The sequence below is a fragment of the Azospirillum isscasi genome (assembly GCF_030849505.1).
Lineage (GTDB): Bacteria > Pseudomonadota > Alphaproteobacteria > Azospirillales > Azospirillaceae > Azospirillum > Azospirillum isscasi.
This window is the reverse complement of sequence record NZ_JAUJFI010000010.1, coordinates 22,319-33,674: the sequence shown is the minus strand read 5'-3', so window position 1 is coordinate 33,674 and position 11,356 is coordinate 22,319. Positions and strand designations below refer to the sequence as shown.

The window sequence follows — 11,356 nt, the reverse complement described above, 5'->3', positions numbered from 1 at the left end:
ACCCAACCCGGCGAAACGCCCCTGTACGCCTGACGAAAGACCTAATGGCTACCTCGAACGGAGAAAGCGGTTCTCAGACTTTGGGCCGGACGGTAGGCGTCTTGCTGCGCCGCTTCGTGTTGCGGCCCCTGCTGACCGCGGCGGCGCTGGTCTATTTCCTGATCGACGCGGTGGCGCTGGAGGCGCTGCGCCCGCTGGCCGCCTGGATCGGGCGGCAGCGCTTCGCCGAGCGGCTGGCGGCGCGCATCCGCCGGCTCGGCCCCTACCCGACGCTGGCCCTGTTCCTGATCCCGCTGGTGGTGCTGGAGCCGCTGAAGCCCGTCGGCCTCTATCTGATGGGGACCGGGCATCCGGTGCAGGGCACGTTGCTGCTGGGTGCGGTGGAGCTGGTGAAGGTCACCCTGGTGGAGCGGCTGTTCCACATCGGCAAGGACAAGCTGCTGACCATTCCGGCCTTCGCCTGGTGTTACGTCCGGGCGGTGCGCTGGCTCGTCTGGCTGACCGCACTGCCGCCCTGGCAGGCCGTGAGGCGGGCGGCGGGGAGGGTCCGCGAGGCGATTCGCCCGGCGCTGGCGGCGGTCCGCGGCTGGGCGCGGTCGCTGCGGACCCATGTGCGCGCCGTGTTGAAAAGGGGGTAATCACCTCCCGGACTTGCCGCTTCCCACGGGCGACCGCATATCAAGACGATTTTGCAGACCGTCCCAAGGCCCTCCCGTGCGTTTCCTCCCTTTGATTTTCGCCTGCCTCGCCGCCCTGGCGGCCCCCGCCGCCCTTGCCGCGGGCAAATCGGGCTCCGTCGCTTCGCGCGAAGCGCGCATGGCCGATTGCGAGGCGGCGGAGAAGGGCGACCCGGAAGCGTCCTACCGCATGGCGCGGCGGTTCCTGTTCGGCGTGGGGGTGAAACGCGACCAGCGCGTCGGCACGGCGTGGCTGCGCGCCGCGGCGTCGCGCGGCCACAAGGAGGCGCGGCGGCTGGTCGCCTATGTGCCGGGGCGCATGGGCCATGTCCGCCCCTGGTGCCGCCCCGGCGCCGCCCCCTTGCGCGAGGCGCTGCCCCCGCCGCCGGAAATCGTGGCGATGGTCCACAAGACGGCCACCCAGTACGGGCTGGACCCCGCGCTGGTGATGGCGGTGATCCGGGTGGAGAGCGCCTTCCGCTCCGACGCGGTGTCGCCGAAGGAGGCGGCGGGGCTGATGCAGCTCATCCCCGACACGGCGGAGCGCTTCGGCGTGTCCGACGTCTTCGACCCCGCCCAGAACATCCGCGGCGGCGTGCGTTACCTGCGCTGGCTCTTGGCCTATTTCCAGGGGGACGTTACGCTGGCCCTTGCCGGCTACAACGCGGGCGAGCGGGCCGTGGACCGTTACCGGGGCGTTCCGCCCTATGAGGAGACGCGGAACTACGTGCGCGCCATCCGCCGTCTGTACGACGCGCCGCGGCATCCCTTCGACGCCGCGGCGGCGGACCCGTCGCCGCTGGTCACCCGGCAGGCGGCGGAGCTGGCGCGGCCCGGCAAGGGCTAGGAACGAATCACAACAGGGAGGGCCGCCCGTGCCGATGTCCGAACGCAGCTTTCTCGGTCTCAGCGCGGCGGGGTTCCACCGCGTCGCCTACACCCAGTGGGGGCGGGAGGACGCGGCCCGCACCGCCGTGTGCGTGCATGGCCTGACCCGCAACGGGCGCGACTTCGACGCGCTGGCGCTCGATCTGGCCGACCGCTACCGAGTCGCCTGCCCGGACGTGGTGGGGCGGGGCAGGAGCGGCCGGCTGGGCAACCCGGCGCTTTACGGCTATCCGCAATACTGCGCCGACATGGCGGGGCTGATCGCCCGGCTGGGGGTGGAGTCGGTGGACTGGGTCGGCACCTCCATGGGCGGGCTGATCGGCATGCTGCTGGCCGCCCAGCCGGACAGCCCGATCCGCCGGCTGGTCGTCAACGACGTCGGCCCCTTCATCGCCCGCGCCGGGTTGCAGCGCATCGCCGATTACGTCGGCAAGGACCCGGTGTTCGAGGATCTGGCGGCGGTCGAGTCCTACCTGCGCTTCGTCCTGATGGGCTTCGGACGCCTGCCCGACGAGGCGTGGCGTCACATGGCCGAGCACAGCGCCCGCCCGCGCCCCGACGGCTGCTACGGCCTCGCCTACGACCCGGCCATCGCCGAAGCCTTCAAGGCGCAGCCGATGGAGGACGTGGATCTGTGGGCCGTCTGGGACCGCATCCGCTGCCCGGTGCTGGTGCTGCGCGGCGCCACCTCCGACATTCTGCTGGCGGACACCGCGGAGGAGATGACCCGCCGCGGCCCGAAGGCCCGCTTGGTGGAGTTCGCCCACACCGGCCACGCCCCGGCCCTGATGACCGAGGACCAGATCGCCGTGGTGCGCTCGTTCCTGCTGGAGGACTGACGGGTTACCCCGGCATGCGGCCCGGAATCGGGCTGGATATGGCGGCGGTCCTGCCGTAGCATCACGGGCACCCGTTGCGCCGCAACGATGGTCCGGAGGCCCGATGCCATGAGGGGTTTCGCCGCGCTCGTCCTGTTGCTGTCCTTCCTGTCCGGGCCGCCGCCCGCCCAAGCCCAAGCCCAAGCCCAAACCCAAACCCAGGCCCGTGACGGCACCCGCCGCGACGCGCTGGACTGGCTGTCGCAAGAGCCGGTGACCCTGCTCGACTGGGGGATGGCCCGGCTGCGCGGCGACCTGAACGACACGGTGGACGGGCTGTCCCGCGACCTGCGGACGGAGGTGTCGCGCAGCGGCGTCTTCTACCGTTTTCAGGACCGGCGGATCGTCGCCTACGCCAATTTCGTGGACCTGCCGCGCAACCGGACCGAGGCGGTGTGCAAGGACGTCTACGGCCGGCTGGCCGGCGCGCTGGTCCGCGGCGGGCCGCAGGGGGCCGGCGGGGCGGGCTGGTATCTGGAAAGCGTCTTCGGCCACGACTCGCACGCCGGCGACCGGCCCCCGGACCTGGGCGAGCAGCTGGCCGACCGGGTGGTGTTGCAGGTGACCATCGGGCCGGCGCCGTCCCTGGCCTTCGAAGACGGGCGCCGCATCACCTGCACGGGCCGTCTGGACGCCACGCCGGAGAACATCGCGCTCCGAAGCGAAGGGTGACGGCGGCGCGCGGAAGATGACGCGGGGCCTGCGCCGTCCTATAAGTGCGGCCATGACCGACGCCACGCCCGATTCCGCTTCCGCCTCTCCCGCCTTCGACCCGCAGGCCCTGCCGCCGCTGCGCGAGGTGATCGCCCGATTCGGGCTGGATGCCCGCAAGGCGCTGGGGCAGAATTTCCTGCTCGACCTCAACCTGACGGGCCGGATCGCGCGCTCGGCGGGCGACCTGACCGGCGTCACGGCCATCGAGATCGGCCCCGGCCCCGGCGGGCTGACCCGCGCGCTGCTGGCGACCGGGGCGAAGCAGGTGATCGCCATCGAGCGCGACCACCGCTTCATCGAGGCGTTGCAGGACGTGATCCGGGCGGCGGACGGGCGCCTGTCCATCGTCGAGGCCGACGCGCTGGACGTCGATCCGGTGGCGTTGGCTCCGGCCCCGCGGGCCATCGTGGCGAACCTGCCCTACAACGTGGCGACCCCGCTGCTGATCGGCTGGCTGGGCCGGATCGAGGAATTCGTCAGCCTGACGCTGATGTTCCAGAAGGAGGTCGCGGACCGTCTGGTCGCGAAGCCGGGCAGCAAGGCCTATGGCCGCCTGTCGGTCATCACGCAATGGCGGTCGGACGCGCGGGTGCTGTTCAACCTGCCGGCCAAGGCCTTCACCCCGCCGCCGAAGGTGGCCTCCACGGTGGTCCACCTGACCCCCCGCGCCAACCCGGAGCCGGCGGAGTGGAAGGCGCTGGAGCAGGTGACCGCCGCCGCCTTCGGCCAGCGCCGCAAGATGCTGCGCCAGAGCCTGAAGAGCCTGGGGGATGCGGAGGCGCTGCTCGCCGCCGCCGGCATCGAGCCGACGGCGCGGGCGGAGGAGGTGGATGTGGCGGGGTTCGCCGCGCTGGCCCGGGCGTTCCGGGCGCGCTGACGCAACGGGCACGCGGCTCGGGCCGCGGCGGGGAAGCCACAGCCGCGTCGATAATGCGTGCGCCGCGGTTGCCGGCGGGCCCACGCTCACCAATGTGAACGGGATCCGGGCGGTTCCTTGGCCGTCCGGGCTCCAACCGGCATGTCTGCCGTCCGACACTCCCCGAAGGAGGCGGCCCGAGAGGCCGAGACTGTATGCGTCGTCACCGCCGCGCGAAGATCGTTGCCACGGTCGGCCCCGCCAGCAACACGCCCGCGATGCTGAAGCGGCTGTTCCTGGCCGGCGTCGATACCTTCCGCCTGAATTTCAGCCACGGAACGCACGAGGACCACGCCCGGGTCCACGCCGCCATCCGCGCCCTGGAGGCCGAGATGGGCCGCCCCATCGGCATCCTTCAGGATTTGCAGGGACCGAAGATCCGCGTCGGCACGATCCGTGACGGCAAGCTCACCGTCGCGTCGGGCGAGACGATCCGCTTCGTGCTGTCCGGCGCCGACGGCGACAGGAACACCATTCCGCTGCCCCATCCGGAAATCTTCGCGGCGGTCATGCCGGGCCACAATCTGCTGATCGACGACGGGCGCGTGCGCGTCGCGGTGACCGGGCTGGGCGACGACTTCATCGACGCCAGGGTGGTGATCGGCGGGACCATCTCCAACCGCAAGGGCGTCAACCTGCCCGACACGGTGCTGGAGCTGTCGCCGCTGACCGCCAAGGACCGCATCGACCTCGCCTTCGGGCTGGAGTTGGGGGTCGATTGGGTGGCGATGTCCTTCGTGCAGAAGCCGGCGGACCTGCTGGAAGCTCGCGGGCTGATCGGCGACCGCGCCGGGCTGATGGCGAAGATCGAGAAGCCGGCGGCGCTGGAGCGGATCGACGACATCATCCGCCTGTCGGACTCCATCATGGTCGCCCGCGGCGACCTGGGCGTGGAAATCCCGCACGAGGAGGTGCCGGGCCGCCAGAAGGAGCTGGTGCGGGCCTGCCGTCTGGCGGTCAAGCCGGTGATCGTGGCGACGCAGATGCTGGATTCCATGGTCAACGCCCCGACCCCGACGCGGGCCGAGGCGTCCGACGTGGCGACCGCCATCTATGACGGCGCCGACGCGGTGATGCTGTCGGCGGAATCGGCCAGCGGCGCCTTCCCGGTGGAGGCGGTGGAGATGATGGACCGCATCATCCGCAGCACGGAGCAGCACAAGCTCTACCGCTCCATCATCGACGCCTCCGACCCCGGCGAGGAGCAGACGGCCCCGCACGCGGTGCCCCCCGCCGCCGCCGCCCTGGCCGACGTCATCCGCGCCACGGCCATCGTCGCCTATACCTCCAGCGGCACGACGGCGGCGCGCATCGCCCGCCGGCGTCCGGCGGTGCCGATCCTGGCGATCACGCCGCACGCCGCCGTGTCGCGCCGCCTGTCCCTGCTGTGGGGCGCGCACAGCGTCCTGTCCACCGACATCCACACCTACGAGGAGATGGTGGAGCGGGCGCTGGGCTTCGCCAGGGAGGAAGGCTTCGCGAAGCCCAACGACCAGATGGTCGTGGTGGCCGGCATTCCCTTCGCGAAGGCCGGGACCACCAACAACCTGCGCGTGGTGCAGGTGGAGGGTTAGGGAGGGGGCAAGGTTTCACCCCCTGTGAGTCTCGCTGTCCATATGGACGAGCTGCGCCGCCGGGTAGCGCTCGCCCGCCGCGGCGCCCGGCGGCAGGGCTTCGGCCAGCCGCGCCAGATCCTCTGCCGACAGGGCGAGGTCCAGCGCGCCCAGCGCCTCGGCCAGACGGTCGCGGCGGCGGGCGCCGACCAGCGGCACGATGTCCCGGCCCTGCGCCGCCACCCAGGCGATGGCGACCTGCGCGACCGACCCGCCGATCCGCCCGGCGATCTCGCGCAGACGCTCCACCAGCGCCAGATTCCGGTCCAGATTCTCCCCCTGGAAGCGCGGGCTGCGGCTGCGGAAGTCCTGGCCGGTCCGGTCCTTGCTCCAATGGCCGCTGATCAGGCCGCGCGACAGCACGCCGTAGGCGGTGACGCCGATGCCAAGCTCCCGGCAGGTGGGCAGGATGGCGTCCTCGATCCCGCGGGAGATCAGCGAATATTCGATCTGAAGGTCGCTGATGGGATGCACCGCGGCGGCGCGGCGGATCGTCTCCGGACCGACCTCCGACAGGCCGATGTGGCGGATGTGACCGGCCTTCACCAGATCGGCCATGGCGCCCACCGTGTCCTCGATGGGAACGTTCGGGTCGAGCCGCGCCGGGCGGTAGACGTCGATGTGGTCCACCCCCAGCCGGCGCAGCGAGTAGGTCAGGAAGTTCTTCACCGCCGCCGGGCGGGAGTCGTAGCCGTTCCACCCCATCTCCGGGTCGCGCAGCGCGCCGAACTTGACGCTGAGCAGCAGCTTGTCGCGGTCGCGCCCGCGCAGGGCGTCGCGGATCAGCAGCTCGTTGTGGCCCATGCCGTAGAAGTCGCCGGTGTCGAGCAGCGTGATCCCGGCGTCGAGCGCGGCGTGGATCGTGGCGATGCTCTCCTCCCGGTCGGCGGGGCCGTAGAAGTCCGACATGCCCATGCATCCGAGACCGATGACCGAGCTGACGGGGCCGGCGGCCCCGAGCGTGCGCTGTTCCATGTCCTTGGTCCTCTCCGTCCGTCGCGGCGCCGTGTCAGCGCCGCCTTGCCCTGGATGATGACCCGGCTCCATTGATCCGATAAGCTGGACAATGCCGAACGGGCTGTTCGGCTGGATGAACAACGGTGCCGGGAATGGACCACGCCGATCTGCGCGACCTGCAAGCCTTCGCCGCCGTCGCCCGCCACCGCAGCTTCCGCCGCGCGGCGCTGGAGCAGCGGGTGTCCGTCTCCAGCCTCAGCCAGCGGATGCGGGAGCTGGAGGAGCATCTCGGTGTCCGGCTGCTGAACCGCACGACCCGCAGCGTCGCCCCGACGGAGGCCGGGGAGCAGCTCCTCCGCCGGCTGGAACCGGCGCTCGGCGAGGTGGCCGGCGCCCTGTCCGACCTGCGGGAGCGCCAGGGACGCCCGGCGGGGCGGCTGCGCATCAACGCGCCGGCCCCGGCGGCCGATCTGGTGCTGGCCCCGATGGTCACGCCCTTCCTGACCCGTTTCCCGGATGTGGAGCTGGAAATCACCGTGGACATCGCCCTGATCGACATCGTGGCGCAGGGCTACGACGCGGGCGTGCGCTATGAGGAACATCTGGCGCAGGACATGATCGCGGTGCCGCTCGGCCCGCCGCAGCGCTTCGTGCTGTGCGCCGCGCCGTCCGTGCTGGACCGTTTCGGCGTGCCGGAGCGGCCCGAGGATCTGCTCGGCAAGCCCACCGTCTCCACGGTCTACGCCAGCGGCGCCCACCCGCCCTGGGAGTTCGAGAAGGACGGGCGCACCGTGCGCATCCAGCCCGGCGGCCCCTTCCACGCCGGCCATACCGGCATCCAGATCCGGGCGGCGCTGGACGGGCTGGGCTTCCTGCTGACCTTCGACGCCTATGTGCGGGAGCACATCGCCGCCGGGCGGCTCGTCGCCGTGCTGGAGGACTGGAGCCAGAGCTTTCCCGGCCCCTTCCTCTACTACCCGTCGCGCCGCCAGCCCCCGGCGTCGTTGCGCGCCTTTCTGGACTTCCTGAAGGACTGGCGCCGGCAGGCCCCGCCGTGAAACGTCACACGGTGCAGAGGAAACGCCGCTCGCCGCCCTCCAGCACCAGCGCGGTCAGGCGGTTGGAGGCGTAGGCTCCGGTGTCGATGCCGATGCGGTTGAAACGGACCTCCGGCTGTTCGGCGATGGTGTGGCCGTGCACCACGACCTTCCCGTGGTCGAGGTGGGAGGTCAGGAACTCCCGCCTTATCCACAGCAGATCCTCGTCCCGCTGGCGGTGCAGCGGCAGGCCGGGGCGGATGCCGGCGTGGACGAACAGGTAATCGCCGATGGCGATGCTGGAGCGCAGCCCGGCCAGGAAGGAGCGGTGATGCGCCGGCAAGGCCGCGGCGAAGCGCTGGCGGGCCTCCGCCACCTGCTCCGGCGGGGCGTCCCCGGCGGGTGCCGGAACGCCGTAGCTGGCGAGAGTCGCCCGCCCGCCGTATTCCAGCCAGTCCGCCCCGGCCTCCGGCTTCCCGATGAAGTCCAGCATCGCGGCCTCGTGGTTGCCGCGCAGGTGGATGGCGCCGAAGCCGGGCAGAGGGGCGCCGGACAGCCGTTCGATCACCATCGCGGAGTCCGGCCCGCGGTCCACGTAATCGCCCAGGAAGACCAGATACTTGACGAGATCGGCGCCGCTGGCCGCGTCGCGCCCGATCTGCGCCAGCATCTGGTCCAGCAGATCCAGGCGCCCGTGGATGTCGCCCACCGCGTAGACGCGCACCCCCCGCGGCACATGGCTCGCGGCGGGTTCCGGGTCCGACCACAGTTTGCGCGCAAAGCCGAACACGCTCCGCTCTCCTCCGTCCTCGATGCCGTCCGCGATGGGTTGCGCCTGCGTTGACAGGATGGTTGACAGGATGGGGATGGCGGCGCGCTCTCTCAAGCCGGACCTCCGCTTTGCCCGGACCGCCTCCACCGTTTCATCCGCATGGGTTTACTTCGACCGGGAAGGCGGGGCGCCGTCAAGCGGGCGGAATGGTTACTCCGGACGCCGGCTCCGGACGCTATCTGCGGACTCTGCCGTCAGGAGCCGGGCATGGCCCGGTCGAGGGCCTCCAGCAGGCCGTCCAGCCGGAATTCCACCGTCCGCCGGTCGAGCCGCGCCCAGTGATAGACCTGCGTCGCGGTGTTCGCTTCCATCTGGAACTCCAGCCGCAGCGGGCGGCCCGAGCGGATCGGCGGCAGCAGCCGTTCCATCGGGCCGCAGGTCAGGCCGATCCGCCGCGGCTCCTTGACCGCGGCGAAGCGTTTCAGCATCTCCGGCCCGGCGTCGTCGTCGGCGATGGCGCCCTCGGCCACCTGGCTCAGGAACCGGGTGAATTCCGGCGGACCCGCCGGCGGAACGGCGCCGGGCTGCGGTCCTTCGTCCAGGGCGCCGGCGAGGTCGGAAAGCTGCCGCGGGGTGTAGAAGCGCTGCGGCGGGGTGCCGTCCACCGTCAGGGTGACGGGCCGGGTGAGCGCGATGGGTTCGTCGAAGACGATGTGCAGGGTGGTGCAGGCCGCGTCGCGCACCGCGCTGATGCTCAGCTCGCCCAGGCCGCCGCGGTTGTCGGCGAAAGGCTGGACGGCGGACACGGTGCAGCGCTGCCCGGCGCCCTCCCCGGCGCAGACGGCGCCGGAAATGGGGGCTTCCACGGCCAGGGCGGGGGCCGCGGCACCCAGCCCGGCCAGCAGCACGAACAGCCCGATCCGGCGCGTCATCGGCAAAACCCCTCCTCCGGCGAATGGCCCGAACAAAGGGGGACGGTACCAGGACCGGGCTTTCGTCCTGGTTAATGGCCCGATCCATGGGGGCGGCGCGAAAGCCCGGCGCTTGTACCTTGGTGCGGCGTTTCCGCCGGCCCGGTCTCTGCTACCATGTGGGAAAAGAAGGACAAGGGGGGAGGGGCGCCATGGACGAGAGCCCGATCCGCGTGCGCCGGTTCCGCGAGATCCTGCTGTGGCCGGTGCAGTTGATGCCGCTGAAGGCGGGCGCGCAGATCCAGAACCATTGGGAACGGCTTGGCGGTCCGGACTGCCCCTGGCAGGAGGTGGCGGACGAATTCACCCGGGACCCCCGCGATTTCAGCGAACGCCACTACAGCGAATTCGTGTCCTTCCTGCCCTATGTGCAGCGCTTCCTCTACGGCGAGGGGGAGTCGCGCGACCACCGGCCCGGCTATGGCGGCTCCCCCATCCGCGTCTTCCGGCGGCGCGACGTGGCGGCGCTGGCGGTGACCCTGCGGCGGGGGCAGGAGCCGCTGCGCTTCGCCATCGCCCATGTCGATCTGCATTTCTTCCACGACGTGGACGTGGCGATCCTGGTGGTGGAGCTGTTCGCCGCGGATCTGCCGCTGGACCGCGTGCAGGACACGCTGTTCCGGCTGGGCCGCACCTACCCGCCCGCCTGGGAGCCGGACGGCAGTGCCGCCCAATGCCCGCACCGGGTGGAGTGGATCGGCGCGGACGGCGCCGTGCTGGCCGTCTCCGACTATGAGCGCAAGGAGGAGTATCTGTCCTTCGTGTGCCGCCACCGGGCGCCGCGCATCGCCGCCCACTGGTCCTTCCTGCTGCGCCCGCTGGTGCACCACCATTCGGAGGAGGCCGGGCTGCTGCGCTATCGCCAGCTCGAATATCAGCGGATGCCGGCCATGGCCTATCTGTCGCTGGACGAGCCGGAACGGCTGGAGCGGGCGGACTGGGTGCGGCTGGGCTTCGCCACGTCACCGGGGCCGGGGGCGGGAGCGGCGATGCCCTTCGCCCCCGCCTTCCTGGAGGGGTTCGAACAGCGCTATTGCTACGACCGCTATTGGGACCCGCAGGCGCCCGGCGCCTGGACGCGCAGCCGTATCCTGTGCTGCGGCCACTCGCTGGTCATGGCGGGGCCGGACGGCGACGCCTTTTTCACCGATGCGGAAACCGGGCTGCTGGGCCAGTTCCGGCACCAGTATTTCCTGCTGGGGCTGGTGGTGCATTTCCACCGGGCGGCGCTGGTCATGCTGTCGGACCGGCTGGTGCTGGCGGTCAGCCAGCTCGACATCGGGAACGTGGAGTCGGTGAAGCTGTTCAAGCGCGACATCCGGCAGATGTTCGAGATCTTCCTGCGCTTCACCCACCGCTACTGGTTCCACGAGCTGTCGATCCAGGGGCCGCTGCGCGACCTGTTCCGCCTGTGGGCCGGCCATCTCGGCACCGACCGCCTCTACGCCGAGGTGCGGGACGAGGTGCAGGACATGAGCGACTATCTCGACAGCGACGGGCTGCGGCGGCAGGCCAACACGGTGCTGCGCCTGACCGTGGTGACGGTGGTCAGCACCATCGGGACGCTGGTCACCGGCTTCCTGGGCATGAACCTGCTCGCCATGGCGGACAATCCCCTGCCGGCGCGGGTCCTGTTCTTCCTGTTCGTTCTGCTGTCCACCGTCGGGCTGATCGCCTTCAGCGTGATGCGGTCCAAGCGTCTGGCCGATTTCCTGGAAGCCCTGTCGGACGAACGGCTGCCGGGGCGCAGCAAGCTGGCCCTGCTGGCGAAGGTGTGGGAGCGCCCCTCCCGCCGCGCGGGTCCGCCATTCTGAGCCTGGGGTTGGAAAAACGATCCAAATTCGGAAGACAACCGGAAGGGTAGGGCGGCGCTGCCCCGAATGGAGGCCCCGGGCGCCAAAGAACAGGTGCTAAACAGGAACAAGGCGGCCAA

At 71.0% G+C, this 11,356-nt stretch carries 11 protein-coding genes; 8 read left to right on the top strand and 3 right to left on the bottom strand.

Annotated features, from left to right (window positions below; genetic code table 11):
• Positions 1 to 101 precede the first annotated feature (101 nt).
• The 6 genes from QSG27_RS04205 (at position 102) to pyk (ending at position 5,647) form a co-directional block, all read left to right on the top strand.
• On the top strand, positions 102 to 638 hold the full coding sequence (locus tag QSG27_RS04205) for a hypothetical protein (RefSeq protein ID WP_306703876.1): 537 nt from the start codon (positions 102 to 104) through the stop codon (positions 636 to 638).
• 76 nt (positions 639 to 714) lie between these two features.
• A complete protein-coding gene (locus QSG27_RS04200) occupies positions 715 to 1,524 on the top strand; it encodes a lytic transglycosylase domain-containing protein (RefSeq protein ID WP_306703875.1) in 810 nt (269 codons plus the stop codon).
• Between the two features lie 34 nt (positions 1,525 to 1,558).
• Positions 1,559 to 2,404, top strand: a complete 846-nt coding sequence (locus QSG27_RS04195; RefSeq protein WP_306703900.1) for an alpha/beta fold hydrolase — start codon at positions 1,559 to 1,561, stop codon at positions 2,402 to 2,404.
• 108 nt (positions 2,405 to 2,512) lie between these two features.
• On the top strand, positions 2,513 to 3,115 hold the full coding sequence (locus QSG27_RS04190; RefSeq protein ID WP_306703874.1) for a hypothetical protein: 603 nt from the start codon (positions 2,513 to 2,515) through the stop codon (positions 3,113 to 3,115).
• A gap of 52 nt (positions 3,116 to 3,167) precedes the next feature.
• Complete coding sequence (gene rsmA, locus QSG27_RS04185; RefSeq protein ID WP_306703873.1) at positions 3,168 to 4,034, top strand: 16S rRNA (adenine(1518)-N(6)/adenine(1519)-N(6))-dimethyltransferase RsmA; 867 nt, start codon at positions 3,168 to 3,170, stop codon at positions 4,032 to 4,034.
• Between the two features lie 194 nt (positions 4,035 to 4,228).
• The gene (pyk, locus tag QSG27_RS04180; RefSeq protein WP_306703872.1) at positions 4,229 to 5,647 is read left to right on the top strand and encodes a pyruvate kinase; all 1,419 of its coding nucleotides are present in this window, start codon (positions 4,229 to 4,231) and stop codon (positions 5,645 to 5,647) included.
• A gap of 15 nt (positions 5,648 to 5,662) precedes the next feature.
• On the opposite strand, the gene QSG27_RS04175 is transcribed toward pyk, so the two are convergent.
• Positions 5,663 to 6,661: an aldo/keto reductase gene (locus QSG27_RS04175; RefSeq protein WP_306703871.1), complete on the bottom strand. Its 999-nt coding sequence runs from the start codon at positions 6,659 to 6,661 to the stop codon at positions 5,663 to 5,665.
• A 134-nt stretch (positions 6,662 to 6,795) separates the two neighbouring features.
• Between QSG27_RS04175 and QSG27_RS04170 the strand changes: the two genes are divergently transcribed.
• Positions 6,796 to 7,701, top strand: coding sequence for a LysR family transcriptional regulator (locus QSG27_RS04170; RefSeq protein WP_306703870.1), 906 nt, complete (start codon positions 6,796 to 6,798; stop codon positions 7,699 to 7,701).
• A 4-nt stretch (positions 7,702 to 7,705) separates the two neighbouring features.
• On the opposite strand, the gene QSG27_RS04165 is transcribed toward QSG27_RS04170, so the two are convergent.
• On the bottom strand, positions 7,706 to 8,566 hold the full coding sequence (locus QSG27_RS04165; protein ID WP_306703869.1) for a metallophosphoesterase family protein: 861 nt from the start codon (positions 8,564 to 8,566) through the stop codon (positions 7,706 to 7,708).
• A gap of 140 nt (positions 8,567 to 8,706) precedes the next feature.
• Positions 8,707 to 9,384: a hypothetical protein gene (locus QSG27_RS04160; protein ID WP_306703868.1), complete on the bottom strand. Its 678-nt coding sequence runs from the start codon at positions 9,382 to 9,384 to the stop codon at positions 8,707 to 8,709.
• Between the two features lie 191 nt (positions 9,385 to 9,575).
• Between QSG27_RS04160 and QSG27_RS04155 the strand changes: the two genes are divergently transcribed.
• Positions 9,576 to 11,237 carry a CorA family divalent cation transporter gene (locus tag QSG27_RS04155; protein ID WP_306703867.1) on the top strand — a complete coding sequence of 554 codons (1,662 nt, stop codon included), beginning with the start codon at positions 9,576 to 9,578 and terminating at the stop codon, positions 11,235 to 11,237.
• Positions 11,238 to 11,356 lie beyond the last annotated feature (119 nt).

Excerpts from the sequence above, each read along its gene's own strand:
- QSG27_RS04195 (WP_306703900.1), top strand. The coding sequence starts at position 1,559 with ATGTCCGAACGCAGCTTTCTCGGTCTCAGCGCGGCGGGGTTCCACCGC.
- QSG27_RS04190 (WP_306703874.1), top strand. The coding sequence starts at position 2,513 with ATGAGGGGTTTCGCCGCGCTCGTCCTGTTGCTGTCCTTCCTGTCCGGG.
- rsmA (WP_306703873.1), top strand. The coding sequence starts at position 3,168 with ATGACCGACGCCACGCCCGATTCCGCTTCCGCCTCTCCCGCCTTCGAC.
- pyk (WP_306703872.1), top strand. The coding sequence starts at position 4,229 with ATGCGTCGTCACCGCCGCGCGAAGATCGTTGCCACGGTCGGCCCCGCC.
- QSG27_RS04175 (WP_306703871.1), bottom strand. The coding sequence starts at position 6,661 with ATGGAACAGCGCACGCTCGGGGCCGCCGGCCCCGTCAGCTCGGTCATC.
- QSG27_RS04170 (WP_306703870.1), top strand. The coding sequence starts at position 6,796 with ATGGACCACGCCGATCTGCGCGACCTGCAAGCCTTCGCCGCCGTCGCC.
- QSG27_RS04160 (WP_306703868.1), bottom strand. The coding sequence starts at position 9,384 with ATGACGCGCCGGATCGGGCTGTTCGTGCTGCTGGCCGGGCTGGGTGCC.
- QSG27_RS04155 (WP_306703867.1), top strand. The coding sequence starts at position 9,576 with ATGGACGAGAGCCCGATCCGCGTGCGCCGGTTCCGCGAGATCCTGCTG.